This is a genomic window from Novosphingobium sp. BL-S-33 (assembly GCF_056857025.1).
Window position 1 is genome coordinate 1,230,929 of record NZ_CM166475.1, and the last position, 21,800, is coordinate 1,252,728.

General features: G+C 59.5%; 14 protein-coding genes. 11 read left to right on the plus strand and 3 right to left on the minus strand.

Annotated elements, in window-relative coordinates; translation table 11 throughout:
- Nucleotides 1–124 precede the first annotated feature (124 nt).
- Nucleotides 125–784 (plus strand): sulfotransferase family protein, encoded by a 660-nt coding sequence (locus AC1VVM_RS22085; protein WP_482905900.1) that lies wholly within the window; start codon nucleotides 125–127, stop codon nucleotides 782–784.
- Nucleotides 785–896: 112 nt separating this feature from the next.
- Here the strand turns inward: AC1VVM_RS22085 and AC1VVM_RS22090 are convergent, their stop codons facing one another.
- On the minus strand, nucleotides 897–1,709 hold the full coding sequence (locus AC1VVM_RS22090; RefSeq protein ID WP_482905901.1) for a TauD/TfdA dioxygenase family protein: 813 nt from the start codon (nucleotides 1,707–1,709) through the stop codon (nucleotides 897–899).
- 129 nt (nucleotides 1,710–1,838) lie between these two features.
- On the opposite strand from AC1VVM_RS22090, the gene AC1VVM_RS22095 reads away from it, so the two are divergent.
- The 4 genes from AC1VVM_RS22095 to AC1VVM_RS22110 all read left to right on the plus strand — a co-directional run bounded on the left by AC1VVM_RS22095 (nucleotide 1,839) and on the right by AC1VVM_RS22110 (nucleotide 6,657).
- Nucleotides 1,839–2,777, plus strand: a complete 939-nt coding sequence (locus AC1VVM_RS22095; protein ID WP_482905902.1) for a LysR family transcriptional regulator — start codon at nucleotides 1,839–1,841, stop codon at nucleotides 2,775–2,777.
- Nucleotides 2,778–3,076: 299 nt separating this feature from the next.
- Entirely contained in the window at nucleotides 3,077–3,403 is a 327-nt protein-coding gene (locus AC1VVM_RS22100) for a hypothetical protein (RefSeq protein ID WP_482956497.1), read from the plus strand.
- Nucleotides 3,404–3,880: 477 nt separating this feature from the next.
- On the plus strand, nucleotides 3,881–4,165 hold the full coding sequence (locus AC1VVM_RS22105; RefSeq protein ID WP_482905904.1) for a hypothetical protein: 285 nt from the start codon (nucleotides 3,881–3,883) through the stop codon (nucleotides 4,163–4,165).
- Nucleotides 4,165–6,657 carry a glycoside hydrolase family 2 TIM barrel-domain containing protein gene (locus AC1VVM_RS22110; RefSeq protein WP_482956498.1) on the plus strand — a complete coding sequence of 831 codons (2,493 nt, stop codon included), beginning with the start codon at nucleotides 4,165–4,167 and terminating at the stop codon, nucleotides 6,655–6,657. Before AC1VVM_RS22105 ends, AC1VVM_RS22110 begins: the two co-directional genes overlap by 1 nt.
- A 114-nt stretch (nucleotides 6,658–6,771) precedes the next feature.
- Here AC1VVM_RS22110 and AC1VVM_RS22115 read toward each other — a convergent pair whose 3' ends face one another.
- Nucleotides 6,772–9,195 carry a TonB-dependent receptor gene (locus tag AC1VVM_RS22115; protein WP_482956499.1) on the minus strand — a complete coding sequence of 808 codons (2,424 nt, stop codon included), beginning with the start codon at nucleotides 9,193–9,195 and terminating at the stop codon, nucleotides 6,772–6,774.
- Between the two features lie 873 nt (nucleotides 9,196–10,068).
- Between AC1VVM_RS22115 and AC1VVM_RS22120 the strand changes: the two genes are divergently transcribed.
- The 5 genes from AC1VVM_RS22120 to AC1VVM_RS22140 all read left to right on the plus strand — a co-directional run bounded on the left by AC1VVM_RS22120 (nucleotide 10,069) and on the right by AC1VVM_RS22140 (nucleotide 17,681).
- The gene (locus tag AC1VVM_RS22120; RefSeq protein WP_482956500.1) at nucleotides 10,069–10,821 is read left to right on the plus strand and encodes an SDR family NAD(P)-dependent oxidoreductase; all 753 of its coding nucleotides are present in this window, start codon (nucleotides 10,069–10,071) and stop codon (nucleotides 10,819–10,821) included.
- Between the two features lie 165 nt (nucleotides 10,822–10,986).
- Nucleotides 10,987–11,526, plus strand: coding sequence for a MarR family winged helix-turn-helix transcriptional regulator (locus AC1VVM_RS22125; RefSeq protein WP_482956501.1), 540 nt, complete (start codon nucleotides 10,987–10,989; stop codon nucleotides 11,524–11,526).
- An 83-nt stretch (nucleotides 11,527–11,609) separates the two neighbouring features.
- Nucleotides 11,610–12,725, plus strand: coding sequence for an NADH:flavin oxidoreductase (locus AC1VVM_RS22130; protein ID WP_482956502.1), 1,116 nt, complete (start codon nucleotides 11,610–11,612; stop codon nucleotides 12,723–12,725).
- A gap of 377 nt (nucleotides 12,726–13,102) precedes the next feature.
- A complete protein-coding gene (locus tag AC1VVM_RS22135; RefSeq protein WP_482956503.1) occupies nucleotides 13,103–16,579 on the plus strand; it encodes a glycosyl hydrolase in 3,477 nt (1,158 codons plus the stop codon).
- A 79-nt stretch (nucleotides 16,580–16,658) separates the two neighbouring features.
- A complete protein-coding gene (locus AC1VVM_RS22140) occupies nucleotides 16,659–17,681 on the plus strand; it encodes a nucleoside hydrolase (protein WP_482956504.1) in 1,023 nt (340 codons plus the stop codon).
- A 26-nt stretch (nucleotides 17,682–17,707) separates the two neighbouring features.
- Here the strand turns inward: AC1VVM_RS22140 and AC1VVM_RS22145 are convergent, their stop codons facing one another.
- Nucleotides 17,708–18,901: an ROK family protein gene (locus tag AC1VVM_RS22145; RefSeq protein WP_482905912.1), complete on the minus strand. Its 1,194-nt coding sequence runs from the start codon at nucleotides 18,899–18,901 to the stop codon at nucleotides 17,708–17,710.
- Between the two features lie 191 nt (nucleotides 18,902–19,092).
- Between AC1VVM_RS22145 and AC1VVM_RS22150 the strand changes: the two genes are divergently transcribed.
- A complete protein-coding gene (locus AC1VVM_RS22150; protein WP_482956505.1) occupies nucleotides 19,093–21,783 on the plus strand; it encodes a TonB-dependent receptor plug domain-containing protein in 2,691 nt (896 codons plus the stop codon).
- The last annotated feature ends 17 nt before the right edge of the window (nucleotides 21,784–21,800 follow it).

A 21,800-nucleotide genomic window follows, 5' to 3' on the forward strand; every position in this document is an offset into this window, starting at 1 on the left:
TGCCTCGACCCTCATCGCAGAATCGTACAAGGATCCCCCTCCCAGGCCAACAGTCTGGCCATTCCGACTTTATGGGTTCACGACCTAAAAGCGAACTCACGTTCAACCGATGTGGAGAAGAGGCTTGGGCTTAGAAGTCATTGGCGCCGGCTTTGGACGCACAGGTACACTGTCGCTGAAAAGCGCGCTCGAAGAGCTTGGTTTTGGGCCATGCCACCACATGACCGAGGTCATCGACGACATGCATCGCCAAGGACCAATCTGGAATGGCATTGCAAGCGGCAAGGAACGGGACTGGAGAGAGGTCTACGATGGTTATCGTGCCACCGTCGACTGGCCCGGCTGCCACTATTATGCAGAACTGGCCGAGGCCTTCCCGGAAGCCAAGGTCATCCTGACGGTACGTGAGAGCCGCGCGTGGTATGTCAGCATGAACGAGACCATCTTCCAGAACATGCCAGGGCGGGCCGCACGTCTGCTGATGGCGCTGGCCAGGTTCCCGATGCAATTCGTGTCGACCATCGTGCTGAAGCAAACGTTTCACAACGATATCAGCGAGACCAATGCCATCTCTACCTTCGAGCGCCACAATGCAGAGGTTCGAGCCCGCATTCCTTCGGAACGGCTGCTGGTGTTCGATGTCAAACAAGGCTGGGAGCCGCTCTGCTCATTCCTGGGCGTACCCGTGCCTGACACGCCATTTCCGCGCACGAACGACCGACAAACGTTCAAACGCCACGGGGAGAAGGTGCGCGAGGCTTTCCGCCGAAAAAACCGACCTTAGGCGTTTTTGCTGCTGTTCACGCAAAATAGCCCTGCGGCGCTCTCCTCGCCGCAGGGCTATTTTCGCCTGCCTGCGCCAGTTGCGGCGCACACTCCAAAAATTGGCCGAGCCGTCAGACCAGCGCTTCTTCCCCCAGAAGCGTAGTCCGGCTGAGCAGGCGCCCGCTGTCAGCGGGATAGGGTTCAACGCGGTGCATTACCCCAGTGTTGTCCCAGATGATCATGTCGCCAACGGTCCAGTGGTGACGGTAGACGAAGCGCGATTGCGTGGCCCAAGCCTGCATTTCGTCGAGCAGTGCTCGGCTTTCGTTGGGATCCATGTCCTCGACGCGCCCGGCGGTCAGTCCCAACACCAAGGATTTGCGACCCGATTGGTGCGTCCAGGCCATCGGATGCGATTTCTCCGCATGCTCGCGCCAGCGCGCAAGTTGGGTTTCAGTCGGATTGGGGACAACTACGCGCTGAATGTATTCCTGGCTGTGGATCACTCGAAGCCCGTCTACACGGGCCTTCATGGCGGGTTCGAGTTCATCGTAAGCCGCGTAAGTGTTGGCAAATTCGGTCTGGCCGCCGACCTCTGAAAGCACCCGTGCACTCAGCAACGAAGCGCGGGTCGGCACTTCGTCCTGAGCGCCATCGATATGCCAGTAGTAGGTCCCGTGGAGATAGTCGGCGGTATCGTTGACCTCCGGATCGAGACTGATCTTGTAGATCCCGCGTATCCCTTGCGGGATCACCTCGCCAAGCGTCGATGCGAACGCGAGTTGCTCCTCATCCGTCATACCCAACTCGCGAAACAAGAGGACCCCGCGCTGTTCGAGCAGTTCGCGAATTTCCTCAGCAAGACCGCCTTTAAGGAGCTCCGCCTTGCTGGCTTTGATCTCAGTGCCGATGCGCGGCGTGAGGTCAACTGTTTCGAACTTCATGGCGTCTCTCTCGGCAATGGGTCTGTCTTATGGAGGCGGCTTATCAAGCGCCATTGGCCGAAACCATGACAAAACGCGTCGCGTGATATAGAACGGGTCTATAGGTCGTATTCGTCGAGGAAGCGCAGCATGGACTTCAAACGGCTAGGTTACTTCGCCCAGGTCGCTGAGCTGGGATCGCTCTCCCGAACCTCTGAACGCCTGCGAATCTCGCAGCCCTCGCTCAGTCGCCAGATGAGACTGCTCGAAGAGGAACTGGGAGTCACCCTGTTCGTACGCGCCGCACGAGGAATGAACCTGACTGAGGCCGGAGAAATGCTCTACACGAGGATCGCGGGACCCCTTCGCGAAATCGGCCATGCCATCTATGAGGTGCGCTCCCTGCCCACAGAAGCTCAAGGCAACGTGGTGTTGGGAATGCCGCCAACGGTCGTTCAAATGTTGGCCGGTGCCCTTGCCCGCCGCGTTGCGGCGTCGGCTCCCAACATCTCACTCAGGATCGTCGATGCTTACACCGGCCATCTGCTCGAATGGCTGCATGCAGGTGAGCTCGACATAGCAATACTCTATGGCCCGACACCCAATGGCGTGAATGCGGTCCGCCTGCTCGAAGACGAGATGATGCTGGTTGGTCCGCCAAATTCGCCGCTTGCAACGGAGAGCGTTGTCGATTTGCGCAGGCTTGCCGATTTGCCAATGATTTTACCAAGCCCCTCCCACGGCCTGCGCATCCTTATGGACACCGTTGCCGCGAAGGCCGGGATAAAGCTGAATGTGACCGTTCAGGCGGATAGCTACGGCCTGATGAAAGAGCTCGTCGAGTCGGGCCTTGGATACACGGCCCTGCCCCACAGCGCGTTTCTCCGGGAAGCGGCGCTCGGTCGGCTGACTTTTGCGCGCTTGAGAAAGCCCGCGGTGAAACGCCAGCTGTTTCTTGCATTGCGACCCGACGCAGAGGCGGCACGCGCCATTCTTCAAGTGGAGAATTTCGTGAGGCAAGAAATCGCTGGCCTTGTTGATCAGGGATCTTGGCCGAGCGCGCGTCTTTGTCATGTCGGTGAGACCTGATAGCCTCAGGGATCCGACGGTGCTGCGTCTGCCCACCCGCCTTCGTCATCGCGGTTGTCGACCGATTACGGCTCAACCAATCCGGATCGTGGGGACCGCGTTGGCGACCCAAGATGTGAACGACGCGATTATGGACCGCGCATGACATCCATTGCCGGGACGGATTTCGCACGTCCCATTCATTTCCCCTCTAGCCACCCGCGCCATTGATATATACGCATTGTACATTAAGTGTCGCCAATCCGGCTTTGAACGTCAGGATTCGGCGTAACAAAAAAATTGGAGAAGGAGCAATTTCCATGCGTATGATCATCGCCACCGCGCTCGCCCTCGGCCTTGCCACCGCAGCTGGCGCACAGGCGCCCACGAACCAGGCGCCTGCAAAATCGCAGGCAGCCGCGCAGCACTACACGACTGAGGATACTGACCTTGGCACACTGCTGGATGACCCGGCGGCAAAGGCCATTCTCGTAAAGTACCTGCCGGACCTGGTGAAGAGCTCCCAGATTGACATGGCCCGCAGCATGACGCTGCGGGGAATCCAGCAATACGCGAGTGATATGGTGACCGATCAGAAGCTGGCTTCGATCGACGCTGAGCTCGCGAAGCTTCCCGCGAAGAAGTAGGTGGGGCGGGGGACGCGAGACGGCCCGGATGGGTCTCCTCGCGTTTCGCTTCTTTGACGCGATGACACCGGAGGCATTCACTTTGCTCCGTGCTTACCTCAAGTCTCATCTCGATGAGAACCGCAAGCGCCAACATAGCATGTGCCTCGACAGACGGTGATGGTGGGCGACGATCCAGGCACTGGCGGCAAATGCGGCGGCGCCCATAACCGCCCGGCGCTACCGGTATCCGGACGTTAGGTTCTCGTCCTGCCAGTCGCGAGGATCGCGCGCTTCCTTGCCCTTTCGCAGGAAATCGGACGAGAAACTCCGGCTGTCCGCCCTCAATCTGAACCGAAGGGCATCGACCACCCGCGATTGGACCGAGCCGATGCGGCAGCAGGAATATGAGCTAGCGTCGGCGCCGAACCCGATTTTCCTGCCGGATCCGAAATCCGCGACGGTCGCCCTTCCCATCCTTCAATACGGACGAAACTGATGGAAGCACCTATTTACCCGGCCGCCCGCGCCTTCACGGCGCCACGGCGAACTCCGCGCGTGCTCAGCACCCGCGACACCGCAATCGCGGATCTCAGGAACATTCCGGAGGCATGGGCCATCGTTCTCGCCGAAATCCCCAACATCAACGCGATGATTGGTAACGAGATGATCAAACCGCATCTCGGCAATTTCTCGTTCCGGTCGCTGATCCAGTTCGGGATCGTGAAGGTAGATGCGCTTGATCGCATCGACGTGAAGCTCAAGACGCTGGGAGAGCGCTGATGGCTACCAATTTCCTCCTGGCCAACCGCCGCACGGTTCTAGCCGCCGCAGCAGTTTCTGCGGTTGCGGGCCTGCCTGAAGTGGCACTCGCTGCCCAAGAGACGCGGCGAAGCCCCTCGCCAAGTGGCCGGCGGCAAAACTTCAACGACAACTGGCTCTTTATGCGCGGCGCCCAGGACGCGTCCGCGCGCAATTTCAGCGATGCCAGCTGGCGAACTGTGCATTTGCCGCATGACTGGAGCGTAGAAGATCTGCCCGACCAGGCCCCTCCCGGTGTTGTCGGTCCATTCAACAAGCGTGCAATCGGTGGCACCGCCACGGGTTTCACGGAAGGCGGCGAAGGTTGGTACCGCAAGCATTTCACAGTCTCCCAGTTTCCAGCTGACGCCCGCATCGAGATCGTCTTCGACGGTGCCTATCTGGACAGCGATGTCTGGCTCAATGGTGAGCTGTTGGGCTCCAATGTGTTCGGTTATGCGCCGTTCGCCTACGACCTCACGCCGTACCTGGACCGCGCCGGCGACAACGTTCTCGCCGTACGCTTGCGCAACGAAGGCCGGAACAGCCGCTGGTACAGTGGTTCCGGGCTATATCGTTCCGTCGACCTGGAAGTCCTCAATGGGTCCGGCCATATCGACCGCTGGGGCATTGGCGCTTGGACCAGCAAGCTCGAACAGGGCCGGGCCATTGTCGAGGTGGGTACCGCTGTAGTCGATGCCAAACCCGGCGATGTCCTCAAGACGAGGCTTGTTGAACCCGGCGGGCGCGTTGCTGTGGAAGCTACGGCGCCGGCGGCGACCTCCACATCGCAGACCTTGCGCCTGCGCGGTCCGCGCCTTTGGTCTGCAGACAAGCCTGAACTCTACACGCTCGAAAGTGAGCTCGTTCGCGGCGGACGCACGATCGACCTCATTCGCCAGCCATTCGGGATCAGGATCGTTTCGTTCAACCCAAAGCTCGGAATGACGGTCAACGGGGAGCGAGTGCATCTGCGCGGCGGTTGCATCCACCACGACAACGGCCTCTTGGGGGCATGTGCATTCCCGGATGCCGATGAACGCCGGCTCCGTTTGCTGAAAGCGCGCGGATTCAATGCCATCCGTTCGTCCCACAACCCTGCATCGCGTAGCTTACGCGAAGCGTGCGATCGCCTCGGTGTCTATCTCATCGAGGAAGCCTTTGACTCCTGGCATGTCGCCAAGGAACCGCAGGATTTCTCGGTGAAATTTGCGGCGCATTGGCAAGCGGTGCTGGAAACGATGGTCAAGTCGGCACGCAACAGCCCCTCTGTCATCATGTGGAGCATCGGCAACGAAATACCCTTCCGCGCCACCGACGAAGGTGTCGAATGGCAATGGAAGCTTGCCAATACTGCGCGCAGGATCGATCCGACACGCCCTGTCACCGCTGCGCTGAATGGCGTCCTGGGTCAGGAAATGGTGGCGGACGAAGGGACGGCGAATGCCGGACGGGCCGGTAAGGCCGACAATGCCTCGACCATTTTCCTCGACGTGCCGGGCTACAATTACAGGCTGGAGGACATCGTCGAGGAAGAGGCGCGTCATCCTGAACGCGTGATCTATGCGTCTGAAACCTTCGCTCGGGACGTCTACGATTATCAGGAGCTCTCCGACAAGGCGCCGTATTTCCTCGGCGAGTTCCTCTGGACCGCGATGGATTACCTTGGCGAAGCAGGGATTGGAGCGAACAAGCAGCTCAAATTGAACGCTATGCCCTTCTATATGCCCAGTTTCCCCTGGGTGAACGCGTGGTGCGGCGACATCGATCTGATCGGTCATCAGAAGGCGTCTTCCCTGGCGCGCGACGTTGTTTGGGGTGTCAGCCCGTTGGAGATGGCCGTGCAGCGCCCGGTCGGCGAGGGAATGTTCGAGTACGTCTCGAACTGGGGTTGGTCCGACGAGCTCCAGAGCTGGACATGGCCCGGTTCCGAAGGACAGAAGTTGAATGTGCGCGTTCACGCAGGCGGTGAGCGCGTCGAACTCCTTCTCGATGGCAAGACTGTCGGCACGAAGGACATGACTGCGAAAGACAGGCGGCGGGCCGAATTCGCAGTCCCATACGCGCCGGGCAAACTCGAAGCCGTGACATACAAAGGCGGAAGAGTGCTGGCGCGGCGCACTATCGAAACCGTTGGCGCTGCCGTACGCCTCAAGGCCACCGTCGAAACCGCTACCGGCGGCGCTGAGCGAGATCGGCTGAGCTATGTGCTTGTTGAAGTCGTCGACGCGCAGGGGCGCGTCCTTCCCGACGATAAGCGCAGGATCGATGTCCAGATCGGCGGCCCGGCGGCGCTCGCGGGGTTCGGCAGCGCCGATCCGCTGGCGGTGGGATCATTCCAGGCACCGTTTGCACAAACCTATCGCGGGCGTGCCCTGCTTATCCTTCGGGGCACCGGTACAACCGGCCCAGCTAGCCTTCGGTTCTCCAGCGAAGGCATCGCCGGCGCAAACCTCTCTCTAACGATGGCGTAACTCGCCCTTCGTCCTGGCCTAGTTGACCGGACGGAAGCTGGTCGGTCCGGCACAAAAAAGGAGGGGATGGATTGCTCCATCCCCTCCAGGCCGGAGGGACGCATTGCTGCGCCTTTAGCGTGACCCGAATGCGTAACGGACGTTGATGCCAAACTCGCGGGGCGCGGTCATGGTGACGCCGTTATACGTGCTGGTCGTGTTCTGCGATGTGGGGCCCGTCAGGATGGGCCCGTTCGGACCGAACCCACCAAAGCCAAGCTGCTGATAGCTTGTGCTTAGCGGATCTGTGCGGGTGAGCGTCTTCTCGGTTTCGAAGATGTTCTTGGCAAACAGCGATACTTCCCAGGCTCCGTCAGGGTCGCGAATACCGGCGAACAGGTTCACAAGCGCATAGGCACCGACGTCGTCAAAGATGTTGCTGGGGTCGGTCTGCGACTTGCCGTTGAACGACACTAGGCCGCGCAAATACCCATCTACCTTGTTCGAGACCGGGACACGGTACTCGCTCTGGATGGTCGCCGAGAACGGTGCCTGGAATGCCGAGCGCTGCGTCACCTGACATGCGGAAACGTTGTTCGCACCAACGGCGGCTTTGAGTTGGTCAAGCGAAGGCGCCGAGGTCACAACGTCGGGAATGCCGTCGCCATTAAGGTCGGTGCACGGGATGGTGCCATCCTTGACCTTGCCCAGCGAGTAGCTGGCAACGAGATCGAGATTCCAGCGATCAGAGATGTCGAACGAAAGATCGCCTTCGACGCCGTTCACTTCAACCGGGACCGCGCCAACAAAATTGAACTGCGCCACTTCCTGGTGCGTGCCGATGACCTGCCCGGCGCTATTGCGATCGACCGCCGTGTTGACAAAGTACACACCGTTGCCCGGAACGCGGTATGGGTAATTCTTGAATTTCTGATGATAGCCTGTGAGGTTGAACCTCATGCGGCCGTCAAGAAACGTCGATTTCAAGCCGATTTCATATGACTTTGACGTCTCTGCGGGCAGGTTGAGGAAGCTCTGTTCCAACGCCGAAGGGGTAATATTGAAATCGCCAACGACATTGAGACCGGGGCGCCACGAACTGCCGGTGCTGGCATAGACCATGAGATCGCGCGTGAAGTTGTGCTTGATCGAAGCGGAGTAGATCCACTTTTTGGCATCCTGGCCGTCGCTGGAAATCGTCTGCCCCGCCACCACAAGCTGGTTGTCCGAGTTATAGTCGATGTGCCGGACGCCGCCTGAAATCTCGGTTGCGTCGCCGATGTGGCCGGTAAGGTTCCCAAAGAAGGACTGTTCATGTGAACCGCCGAGGCGGGAAATCGGCGTCTGGGCAACCGCAGCAAGTCCGCCCCCGAACGCGATCGGCAGACGAACGGGAGTAGGCCGCGTCAGATCGGTAGGAGAGTCATTTTTCTGGTCGAAGAAACCGACTACGTAGTCGAGCGCGTCAAACAGACGCGTCTCATTCTGCAGGCGCACTTCGTGCGAAGTCGCGATGGCCTGGGATTGCGTAACCTGCCGCACATCCTCGCCCGGGAACAGGTTCGCGCCATCTTGTGTGTTTCTGGCCAAGACCTTCTGCGTATAGTGCTGGCCCTGATAGATCAGCGACTGACCCCACTGACTTGCTTCTGCATGCCAGTTGTAGACGTTGTAGACCTGATGAACGGTACGAGGCAGCGTCTGGATCGAGAGCCGGTCTTTTGTGGAAATGAAAACCGGACTGGGGAGCGCATCGGGATTAACTTCGCTAAACGACGCCACTTGGTCCCATCCGACCGCATTGCGTTCCATGTACTGGTAGACGCCTTCGAACTTGAGCCAATCGGCCGGCTCGATGAGACCGCTGATGCGGCCGGCTTTCGTGCGTTCGAAGGGATCGCGGCCGGCGGTAATCGGACGCACCCGATCGCCTTCGTTCTCATCCCAGACGCCGGCGACGCGGATTGCTGCAATACCTTCGATTACCGGCACGTTCAGCGCGCCCTTGACGTTGATCGTGCCGATATCGTTGGCGGTCATGTCCATGTTGCCGCCGAATGAGATCAGGTCCGGCTTGCGGGTCGTTACCGTGATGGAACCCGACGGCGACGCGCGGCCGCGCAAGGTGCCCTGCGGTCCGCGCAAGACTTCGATCTGCCCAATATCGAACATCTGCTGAAGCAAAACGCCGGCCGTGATCGGAGCGTCGTTCATGTAGAATTCGACGGTCGAATTGAAGCCGCTTGCATTGATATCGAAATTCACGCCGCGCAGCTTTGCACTGCCGCCCACACCGTTGACTTCCGTACCAAGTTGCAGACCGGGAACCAGCGTCTGCACTTCCTTGAAGTCGCGAATATTGAGCTTTGCGATGGAGTCCGACGTAACGGTATCCACTACCGCCGGCACGTCCTGTACATCTTCGTCGCGGCGACGTGCCTGAACGATGATGACGTTGGTACTTTCGGCGGTGGTTTCGGTGGCTCGCTGCGCCAGAGCGGGAGCCGAAAGCGCCGATACGCCCGTCGAAGCCAGCAAAACAAAAGCTATGGATTTCAAGACACTCTCCCTGTTATGAATTATTACCCCCGCTCTGCGATTTGCTCGCAGAATTTATCTTTCTGGCGGGTCTTTTGGACGCACGAAGGCGGCGCTCGCAATCTACTGCGAAGCAATTAGACAGCTTACATCGGCACCAAAAAGGCGCGATAACTATTGCATGTCAGGATTTTACAATCGGAACTCGGTCACGATTGTTTCTGATTTCCCCATCCCAGTCGCCCTCTTTTATTGCCAAGTGGCCAATTCAGGTCGTCTGTCCCGATGCTATCATCAGAATCGCAGCAAAGCAACGTCGCGTTGTTCAAAATTTTGGAGTATCCCGCCTCGGGAATCCGTTGCGATACAATGATATCTAAAAAGCAGCCCGAACCCGGCACCCATCACGATGGCACCGATTCCGCAAATGCCCGGATGAAAATGAAACCCTCTCGTCTTCCGATTCGCCAATCGGTTGGCGACAGTCGGAGGTCGGGGAACGATCATTGGTATGGCTCTAATTTCGTGATTATCCGCGATATTATCCCTGTGTCCGAGCGATAGTGACAGCTGCCTGAGCCGGTAAGCGGCCCTCACCGACTGTTGCAACGATCGACCCCAGCCCCCTCTGCTGGGAACGTCAGGGTTTGGCCCCACGCGGAGCCCGAATGGCCCAATGGTATATCACCTTGCTATACGTCACGACTGATTTTGTCTTGGTGCTGCCCGTTTCACTGCGCCAATTCCCGGCGACCCGCGGTATCCGTGGACGAGGCAATAATGGAAGAGCCGTCGGCCCAATGCCCGGGTCAGGCGTCCAGACGCAAGTTGGCCGCGATGGTGACGTCTCCGGCAGGCTGCCTGCGTCAGTGGGGCAAAGATTGAAAGGAACGAATGTTGTCGCTTCAAGGCAAGAATGCGGTTGTTACAGGCGGCGGTTCAGGCATTGGCCGGGCCATTGCTCTCCGATTGGCCCAGGATGGCGCTGCCGTCGCCATTTGGGATCTTGATGAAGGTGGTGCTCAGGAAACCGCCAAACGTATTAGCGATGAAGGCGGCAAAGCCGTGGCTTTGCGCGTCAACGCGGCAGATACTTCTGATATCGCAGCGGCCGCACAGGAAACCCGCAGCAAACTCGGGCCAGTTACCATCCTCGTCAACAATGCGGGTATCACCGGGACCGTGCCTTTCCAGCAGCTTTCCGAGGCTGACTGGGACCGCATGATCGCGGTAAATCTGAAAGGGCCGTTCCTGTGCACGCAGGAGATTGTCGGCGACATGCTGTCGGCCGGATGGGGCCGGATCATCAACATCACCTCTTCGTCCATACAGACCGGCGCGCCGTGCATGGCGCACTATGTTTCGGCCAAAGCCGGCCTGATGGGTCTGACTAAAGTCCTTGCCATCGAATATGCGGATAAGGGCATCACGGCCAACATGGTGCCGCCCGGTTTTGTCGATACGCCCATGCTGCGGAGCAACACGCCCGTCGACATCGACACCTACGCGGCGACCATGCCCATGAAGCGGCCAGGAAAGCCCGAGGATATTGCTGCTGCCTGCTCCTATCTCGCGTCCGAAGGAGCCAACTACGTGACCGGCCAAACCATCAGTGTGAACGGCGGGCGCTACATGGGCTCGGCCTAGCCGATCGGCGATGGCGCCTGCATCCTGGCCCGGCTCAGCGAAATTCAGCGAGTTGGAGCTGATGCAGGCTGCCAGTCAGCTAGAACGTCGATCCAATCCGGATCCGGACTTGACGGGGAATGCATGTATCCACGAGCACAGCGGCAACCACTCACATGAGGCCCTATGAGCAATTCCGATGCCACAAGCCCGGCCCGGCAGATCGCGAGCGGCAAGCAGTACTTCGCCGAACGCGGATTTGAGGTCGCCCACTTTGGCGCTATCTGGCACCTCTTCAAAGTCGGTGAACTCATGGCCAACGATCTCAACAGGATCGCAGCCGGGCAAGAGCTGAGCATCGCAGACTTTCACATGCTCGGCGCCATCATGATGGCCGAGCCACAGGCCCTGCGCGCAACCGATCTCGTTCGGGCGCTCCATGTCTCGCACGCGGTTCTCTCAGAGCGCGCCCGAAAGCTGGAGAAGCGTGGCCTGATTATCCGGCAACCGATCGCGAACGATCGGCGGGCATTTCTGCTCGCCTTGACCGATGCCGGGAGGTCAAGTGTCGATGCGGTTGCCACCATGCTTGAAACGCAGGGGCGTTTCCTAGCTCATTTTCGAAAGCTCGATGATCGTGATCGCGCCGATCTCGAACGCGTGATCGAACGCTTGCATACCATGTTTGACCGCGACTTTGTTCCCGAGCGGCGATCCGATACTTAGGGGGCAAAACAATCTCGCCTTGGCTGGCGCGCGTGGCCACATGCATAATTAGGCCATTGCTTAGCAGCTCTGGAGCCCGATTAATGAGTGCCGATCCCGCCGTGCTATTCCAGCCCATTCGTATCGGAAGCATGGATCTCAAGAACCGCATTGTCATGGCCCCCATGACGCGCGGCTTCGCCATGGATGGCTACGTCGCCGCCTCTCACGTCGATTATTATCGTCGCCGTGCCGAAGGGGAAACCGGGCTGCTGCTGACCGAAGGTGTCGTGGTTGAACGCCCCGCCTCGCGCTATGAGCCCAATGTCCCGCTGTTCTACGGCGAGAGGCTTGGGGGATGGCAATCAGTAGTCGAGAGCGTCCATGGTGCCGGCGGCGCGATCGGGCCCCAGCTCTGGCACACGGGTGCGTGCAAGAGCCACACCCATGATTGGGAGCCCGACGTCCCCGTCGAGAGCCCGTCCGGCCTTCAGGCGGCGGGTCAATTACGCGGACGGGAAATGTCCGAGGAGGACATCGCCGATACCGTAGCGGCCTTCGCAAATGCAGCGGCTGAAGCAAAGCGCATCGGTTTCGACTGCATCGAAGTTCATGGTGCACACGGCTATCTGGTCGATCAATTCTTCTGGTCGGCGACCAATCTGCGCACTGACCGCTACGGCGGGCCGTCGCTGTCGGAGCGCTCCCAGTTCGCAGCCGAAATTATCACCGCGATCCGAGCCGCTGTCGGTCCCGATTTCCCGCTGATATTGCGGGTCAGTCAATGGAAACAGCAGGATTACACGGCCCGGCTTGCCCTCACACCAAACTGCATGGCGGCATGGCTTGAGCCACTTGCCGATGCCGGGGTCGACGTGTTCCATTGCTCGCAGCGCCGTTTCTGGGAGCCAGAGTTTGTGGAAATCGATGGCGAGCATGGCCTCAATTTTGCCGGGTGGGCCAAGAAACTTACAGGCAAGGCCGCAATTAGCGTCGGATCCGTCGGCCTCGACAGCGACTTCCTCTCCGTCTTCAAAGGCCAAAATGCTGCATCCACCAGCATCGACGGATTGCTCGGTCGGATGGAACGAGACGAGTTCGACATGATCGCGGTCGGCCGGGCGCTCATTGTCGATCCGGATTGGAGCCTCAAAGTGAAATCCGGAAGATTTGAGGACCTGATCGCATTTGAAAGCCAGGCACTGGCCGAGTTTACCTGAGCAACCCAGCGCCACCGAACGTACGCCGACCCGGCTTCCAGTCTTCAGGGAGCTGGTTCGGCATTACGGCCCTAACGGCCGGTGGTCCTGGAAGCGCAGATCCAAAGATGCGGGTTTCACTCGCCCGCTCGCCCAGACCTTCCGTGTCAAAATCTTGAACTCGCACCACGCAGCGTTTTTTTATGGCGCGTGCGCGCAAACCACTTAATATACGTGTCGTTGCGATTGTAGTTGCATTCAGTTGGCGGAAGCTTGATTCGGCACCAGAAAGTCGGCGCCTGAGCGTAGGGGTGATATTGGTTCGGTAGCCGCGGCGACTATGCCATCGGCCGATAATTTGACGAGATTTACTCGATCACCCTCGGGATTGTCAGTGAATGTGGCTCATCGCGCCCGATATAGAAAATGAATTTGGAAGAGGGTTGTCGATGGCCTGCATTAAATTATACGGCCTGCTTAATTTATCCCTGATAGCCATGCTTGCGGTGCAGGGAACGTCTATACAGGCAGAAGATGCTGCGCCTTCGGTTCGCCCCAATGAAAGCACGTCATCGACCGATCCTTTGAACCTGGCATTTCAAAACCCTCCCCAACCGGCCCGGCCCCGGGTGTGGTGGCATTGGATGAATGGTAACATCACCAAAGAGGGCATCGCCAAGGACCTCGCCTGGATGAAGAGGGTTGGGATCGGCGGTGTCCAGAACTTCGATGCAAATCAGACCACACCGCAGATTGTCGACAAACGCCTTCCTTACATGACGCCGGAATGGCGGGATGCTTTCCGTTTCGCAGCCGAGGAAGCAGATCGCCTGGGCCTGGAACTGGGCATCGCCTCGTCTCCTGGCTGGTCGGAAACCGGGGGTCCTTGGGTGAAGCCCGAAGACGCGATGAAAAAACTGGTCTGGAGTGAAGTGACGGTTGCGGGTGGAAGCCGGTTCTCGGGCACACTCCCCAGGCCAGCAGGCACGATCGGACTGTATGGAGATCTGCCGCCCGAAGGAAGCGACCAAACTGCCAAATCGATCACGGAATTCTATAGGGATGCGCTCGTTCTCGCGTACCCGGTAAAAGCCAGCCGCCCACTGCCGACACCGAGAGCAACGGACATCGACGGCAACCCGATAGATGCGGGCCCGCTGCTCGACACAAGCCTGCTCACGGCAGTGACCTTGGCCAACGGAACCAAAGCAAAACCGGCGGTGCTGCAACTCGAATTCGAGCAGCCACAAACCGTGCGCTCTCTCACACTGTTTGCCCCCGGCACTGCCGCGACGCCGATGAGTGCGGGACTTCGCCCTCGATTGGAGGCCAGCGAGGATGGCATGAACTGGTCCCCGGTCGCCGATATCGAAGTGAGCAATGTTCCTTCGACGATCAGCTTTCCTGCCGTGACCAGCAAGCGCTTTCGCGTGGTCTTTGCCGCGGCGAGCGGGACCGGCACGGCATCTTCCGGCTTTAGCCTACCTTCTGGCGTCGACTTGTCCGCCTTGTCTTCATTGGGGATTGGACGCGGGCCGAGTGGCTTGCCCATCGCTGAGTTGCGATTGTCGAGCGAGCCGAGGACCGACCAATTTGAAACCAAGGCCGGCTTCTCCGTCGCGCGAGATTACTACGCCTTCGGTTCCGGGGCCCAACCCGGCCAAGAGATCGGCCCGTCGCCTAAGGCCGTCGTCAATTTGACCAAGCGGATGCGCGCTGACGGATCTATTGAGTGGACGCCGCCAACCTTACCGGACGACAGCCAGTGGCGGATTGTCCGTCTCGGATGGTCGCTGGTGGGCAAGACGAACCATCCTGCAACGGATGAGGCAACAGGTCTTGAAGTCGACAAGCTCGATGCGCGCGCGGTGCGGTCCTACCTGGAGCACTATCTGGACATGTACCGATCGACGGCCGGAGCGGCTTTGATCGGAAAGCGCGGGGTTCGTGCCCTCGTTACGGATTCGACCGAAGTCGGCGCCTTCAATTGGACTCCCGGCCTGATTGATGAATTCAAGCGCTTGCGCGGCTACGATCCAACTCCGTGGCTTCCGGTTCTTAGCGGAGGAGTGATCGGCACGTCCGAGCAGCGGGATGGCTTCCTCTACGATTTCAGGCGCACGATCGCCGATCTCCACGCATCGGCGCACTACGGAACTGTGGCGCAAGTTGCGCATGAGAACGGGCTCAAAGTCTATGGCGAGTCACTGGAAGGTGGCCGCCCTTCCCTTGGCGACGACATGACCATGCGCAGTCATGCCGACTATCCAATGGCAGCCATGTGGTACAGTCCGCGCGACCTTGCGCCTTCCAATTCCTTCCTGACAGACATGAAGGGGGCATCGTCTGTCGCCCATCTCTACGGCCAAAACATTGCTGCGGCCGAATCCATGACCTCAATACTCATGCCCTGGGCCACCGGCCCTTCCGAATTGAGGCCGATTATCGATCTGGAGTTTGCGCAGGGTATCAACCTGCCTGTCATCCATACCTCGGTTCACCAACCAACCGACGACAAAGTGCCGGGCCTCTCGCTCGGCGTCTTCGGACAGTATTTCAACCGGCACGAGACCTGGGCTGAGCTTGCCGCGCCATGGGTCACTTACATCGCACGCAATGCGCTCATGCTCCAGCAAGGCCGGAACGTGGCGGACCTCGCCTACTTTTACGGTGAGGAGGCCCCCGCAGGTTCTCTCTTCAGCAAGTCGGGCATTTCGGGTGCCCCCAAATCAAACGCCTTCGATCTGATCAACCCCGATGCACTGGTGAATTTGCTGCAGAACGAAGGGTCCGACCTGATCACACCTGCCGGCGCGCGCTACAAGCTGCTCTTTCTGGGTGGCACTTCCACTCATATGACATTGAAGGTATTGAAGAAAATTGAGGCGTTGGTCGCAGGCGGCGCCACTGTCGCCGGCCCTCCCCCAACTACCGACCCGAGCCTGGGAGACAACCGCCTCGCGTTCGATGCCTTGGTGAAACGACTGTGGCCGGGCGGCGCGGAAACCAGGCACGGCCGGGGCCGCGTCATTTCCACGTCAGACGCTGGTGCCGCGCTCGAGCAAGCCGGCGTCGCACCCGATTTCCACTTCGATGGAGGACAGGGCGATAGCCAGATCCTCTTCGTTCATCGCGCGCTTCCTGAAGGCGAGACCTATTTCCTCGTGAACAGGAAATATCGGCAGGAGAACATCGAGGCTCGTTTCCGCGTGACTGGAAAAGAGCCGGAGCTGTGGCACGCGGACACAGGCCGCAGCGAGCCAGTCAGCTTCAGGATCGAACACGGTGAAACAATCATTCCGCTGAACTTTGGCCCCGAAGAGTCAGTACACGTGGTCTTCCGAAAGAGAGCGACAACTTCCGCGCGGACCTACGCCCAGACAGAAGCAAATCCCGCCATCCGGTTGGACGGTTCTTGGAATGTGAAGTTTCAGGAGGGGCGAGGCGCACCGGCAGGTGCGGCACTTCCGAGCCTGACGCCGCTGAACGAAAGCGATGTACCTGGCATTCGCTACTTCTCCGGTATTGCTACCTACACCAAGGACTTCACCGCGCCTGCGGGATGGGAGCCTGGCCGGCGCCTGACCGTCGACTTCGGCGACGTGGGAGACCTGGCCGAAGTACGAGTCAATGGCCAGGTTGTCGGGACGGTGTGGCACAAGCCCTATCGCCTGGACATCGGAAACCAGATGCATTCGGGATCCAACCAGCTCGAAGTGCGCGTGGCAAATCTCTGGGTCAACCGCCTGATCGGCGATGCTCAGCCTGGCGCGACCAAGATTACCTGGACGGCGTTCCCAACGTATTTGCCGAAGGCAGCTCTTCGTCCGGCGGGGCTTATCGGGCCGGTCGAACTACAAGCCTACCATCAATAACGGGCGGCGGGCGGTGAAGTCGCCCCCTGCTAGATTCGCTTAAGAACAGACAAATCATACCAGCCCGGAGACTGGCCCAATGGCAATCAATCGCCGCAATCTGATGCAAATCCTGGCCGCGACCGGAGTGGTCTCCTCTCTCTCATCGACCGCCCGCGCCGCCAGCCTGGACGGGACTGCCTCCCGCTCGGCAAAGGCGTTCTCGCCCGAGATGGGCCCCAGGCTGCGAATGCTGTTCATCAATGATCTGAGCGGCGACCTCGACGGCCTGTTTGCCGCCGTCCATGCGGTGCTTTCACCATCCATTGATCTGCGCGGGATCATTGCAACCAAGGCATTGCTCCCTCAGGAAACGGCTGAACGATCAAGCGAACTGGCGCGCGAGATACTCGCGCTGACCGGCGCCACTGAGCGTGTCCCCGTCTTTGCCGGTGCCGTTCGCAAGCTTGCCGCTGCCTCTGAACCGATGCTCTCGCGCGGCACTCAGAAGATCATCGATGAAGCGATGCGGACGGATACCAAGCTCCCCCTGTTTGTCGCCGTCGGAGGTGGTCTCACCGAGATCGCCAGCGCTCTGATGATCAAGCCGGAGATCGCTGCAAAGATGACGCTGGTCTGGATTGGTGGCAACGCAGCCAATTTCGGGGCGGAGTACAATTTCAGTCTGGACCCGCTTGCCGCGCAGTACATCTTCAACGAGAGCAATGTCACGATCTGGCAGATCCCCTCGGAAGTTTACGCTATGTGCCCGGTATCCCAGACCGAACTACAAGTCTCCGTCGCGCCTCTCGGCAAGATAGGTGCTTGGCTCTATGCGCGAGCCTTAGAAGGCCCTGAAATGCTTGCTCGCTACAGGGTCAACATGGGGGAAATCTGGACCATGGGCGATAGTCCCCTCGTCGCCGTGACGGCATTGACGTCCGGAATACCGGGAAGCAGGGGCTCGCACGAATTCGATGAAATTCCGACGCCTCGGCTTGATGCGAAGGGAAAACGCGAAGAGCAAACCGGGACGAGGAAGATGCGTCTTTACCGCAGCATTGATACCCGACTCATGTTTGCCGACTTCTATGCAAAGCTTCATATGGCTGCGACGGCCTAGGTCCTGACCCGGCTACCAACCCTCCCTCAGGACACCGCGTAAACATGTTCCAGGACCATTGCGGCCGCACCGCGCGCAAATGCGCTCTTGTCCCAAATTTTGAAGTGGAGCTTGGTTCGCCGGCGCAGCGCTGGGAACGTGTTCTGCTCCAAAGCGGTGAAGAACGCTCCGCGCAGCTTCTCCATTTTGGCTATAGGCGGCCCAAGAATGATCACGGCCTCCGGATCCTGCATGGTGATGTGATTGGCGACAGCAATTCCAAGATAGTGGCTGGCCTTTTCCAGCACCGGCCAAATGTCGATTGAGTCAGCCGAGTGTTCTCGCATCAAACCGTCGAAGCAAGCATGCATGATTTCATGAGACGGGATCTCTCTTCCCAACAGCTCGCAAGACTGATGCACGATCGATTGCACGGAACAATAGGCCTGAAGGCATCCTCGCGCCCCGCAGAAGCACGGAAGTCCAGTATCCGGCAACACTTTGGTATGTCCGAACTCCGAAGCTATCCCATGGGCACCGGTGATCAGCTGTCCGCCTTTGTAGAGCGCCGCACCAATACCGAGATCGACATTGATCAACGTGAAATCATCGGAATGAGCACCAGCCCCGAACCAGTGCTCCGCACGGGCCAGTAGGTTGATGTTATTATCGACCAGCGTTGGAATGCCAAAGGCCTGCGAGATGATCCCGCCAAAGTCACAAGGCCCCGGCTCGAGCGTGACGATGTGCTCGACAATTCCTGTACGACTGTTGACGATGCCAGGGAGACCAACGCCAATCCGGAAGATTTCTTCGCGTTTCACGGGCCAATCGGTGACCGCATTCTCGAGTGCCGACACAAATTGATGCGCCAGATCTGCAATTTTGGTCGCCGGTTGCAGGGCTGTGCTGAACGCACCAAGGCTCTCGCCTCTCAGATTGACCAGTTCCGTCACCACCTGGCCTTCGCCCGTCGCAGTCATGCCAACGACGTATTTGCCGGTCGGGTTGATGCGCAGGTTCACACGGGGTCGTCCCGGCGAACTGGACGCCACTTTCTCTTCGATCACGATCCCCCGACTGACGAGATCGGCCGTAATCGCAGTGATAGTGCCCCCCGTGAGCCCGGTGAGCCCGACCAGATCGATTCGTGCCACTGGCTCGCTCATCCGCACCTTCTTGAGCAACAGAAGGCGGTTATATTCCTGATCGGTTAAACGCATCACCACCCAATCGGCCAATTCAGCCTCCCGGGCAATACCGACCCGTGGATATTTATTTTAGTATCTAAATTTTTAGCAAGACAACCGACCGCGAATCTGTCACCCCTATGAACGGACGCGGGCGAAAACCTTCGGAGGAATATCGCAGGCGCCAAAAAAAGACCGGCAACCCGGAACAAAATCCGCAGGTGCCATACAGGGGAGTGGATATGAAAACGACTTTCGGAGCCGTCCGTCAGTGCGCACTGCTTGGCGTCTCGCTGGCGGCACTCGCACCCATCGCCGCTCTGGCGCAAGCCGCGCCCGACCAGGACAGTCAGTCGGCGTTAACCGACAAAGAAATCAAGGAAATCATCGTCACGGGGACGCTGCTGCGCGGCGTGGCACCGGCAGGATCGGAAGCGGTCTCGATCAATTCCGAGGCGATCACCGCCATCGGCGCCAATTCCACGGCACAGCTTCTTGCCACCGTCCCGCAGGCCGCCTCTTTCAACTCGGCGCCGATTGTTTCGGCCATCAGTTCGAGCCAGATCACGATCAACCGCCCCAATCTGCGCAACCTGCCCGGCGCGTCGGGTGGCGGCTCGTCCACGCTGATCCTCGTTGATGGCCATCGCTTGCCGGGCATGGGTGTCCGCCAGACCGTGCCTGACCCCGACGCCATTGCGCCTGGTGCTATTGAACGCGTCGAAATCGTGCTCGACGGCGGCTCTTCGATCTACGGTGCGGACGCTGTCGGCGGCGTTATCAACTTCATCACGCGCAAGCGCTTCGACGGCATCGAAGCGAAGGGCCGCTTTGGCGTCGGTGACGACTATCAATCCGTCAATGCCGATCTCACCGTTGGCAAGACCTGGGATTCTGTATCCGTCTACGCCAGTTACGACTACTCGTGGCACGACTCGCTCTATGGCCGCGACCGCGACTATGTCCGCCGGCTCGACTACCCGACCGGGCTCCCGTTCGACCTCACTTGCGGTGCCGGTAACGTCTCGATCGGCTCCTCGATCTACGCTCTTCCGGGTCTGACGCTTGGCAATGGCAACCGCTGCGATGTCAGCGACAATCGTACGTTCTATCCCAGCGAACAGCGCCATTCGGTCTTTGCCGGCCTCTCCATCGACGACGGCGGCCCCATCACTTTCGACGTTCGCGCGTTCTACATGAACCGCGTGAATAAGGGCGACGGCGGCCCGGTCACTGCGACCGCCACGATCGCGCCAATCAATCCCTTCGCCCCCGGTCTCGTGTTCAACCCGTTTTACCGCAACACCGGCGATGCCAACAGCTTCCAGGCCCAGTCCGTTTCAATGGACTTCTCCTCGGTGCTGGGGGAGCACACGCGGCAAAGCACCAAGCTGGAAACCTGGGGCTTCACCCCCACCATGACCGCCGATCTCGGCAGCGGCTGGCAACTGCGCTGGCTGGCCAATTACGGGCGCGGCCGATCTGAGGTTGCGAACGAGAAGATCGACGACGGCACGCTGTCGACGCTGGTCCTTACCGGCAACTTCGATCCCTACAATCTGTCCAACCCGGCAAACAGCGGCGTCCTGCCGCTAATCTCGAACTTCCTCGACTACGGTCTGGGCAAGAACGAGATGGCCAATACGCGCGTGGTTATCGACGGCAGCTTGGCTCACCTGCCTGGCGGCGATGTGAAAGTCGCTGTCGGCGGCGAGTACAGCTACGAAAGCTACCAATCCCGGATCAACGGCACGGTGAGCGCAAGCGCTGTCGACGATATCCCGTTGAACCGGGCAAGCCGGCGGATCGCAGCTGTATTCGGCGAAGTTCAGGTCCCTGTCGTCGGCCCTGACAACCGGACGGGCGGCCTCTACTCGCTGAGCCTATCGGCGTCCGGACGCTACGACCACTACAACGATTTCGGCGGCACCTTCAATCCGAAGTTCGGCGCGACCTATGAGCCTCTCGACGGTCTGAAGCTGCGCGGCACTTGGGGCAAATCGTTCCAGGCCCCCAGCCTTGCCGACGGCGCCCAAGCAGCCCCCGCCACGATCTTCGCCTTCCCATTCATCCTGTTCGCCAACCCGGCCGTAACCCCGCAGCCGGGCCAGGCCCAGATCTTCCTCGGCGGTGGCGGTGAAGATCTTAAGCCGCAGAAGGCAACCACCTGGTCTCTGGGCTTCGACATTGCGCCGCCTACGCTGCCCGGGCTCACCGCCACGCTCAATTATTACAATATCCGGTTCAAGGACCTCATCGACATACCGCCGGTCTTCAACCCGTCGACCTTCTACACGCTCTTCACGGGTAACTACGTGATGAACCCGACGATCGCTCAGGTGAACGCGCTGGCCTCGCAAGTGCCGGGCGGCCTCGCGCAAGTCTCGCCCTATACGGTGACCGAGGGGCAGGTCTATTCGATTGCCGACGGACGGCGCACCAATCTCGCCGCGGTCAACACCGATGGCCTGGACTTCTCGCTCGCCTACGATCACCCGACAGGCTTTGGTTCGGTATACACGCAGATCAACGGCAACTATGTGTTGAACCGCAAGGAGCAGTCGGTCGCGGGGGCGGACTTCGTCGACACGGTCAAAGCCCAGACGCGCTTCATCCTGACCGGTACGCTGGGCGCAACCTTCGGCAATCTGCGTGCTCAGGCCACCTGGCGCCACCTTGGCGGTTGGGACGTCGCTCCGCTCGCGTCGAACCTCAATCAGTCGAAGATCAAGGCGTTCGATACGATCAACATGTTCGCACAGTACGACTTCAAGGGCAGCGGCGTGATGAATGACCTGTCGCTCACCTTCAATGTCGACAATCTCTTCGACAAGGATCCGCCGCCCTACAACGGTTCACTGAACTCGCTGGACGGCTATGCGGTCACCTCCATCGGGCGCGTGTTCCAGTTCGGAATCAGCAAGAAGTTCTGATCGCCCGATCTGCCGCC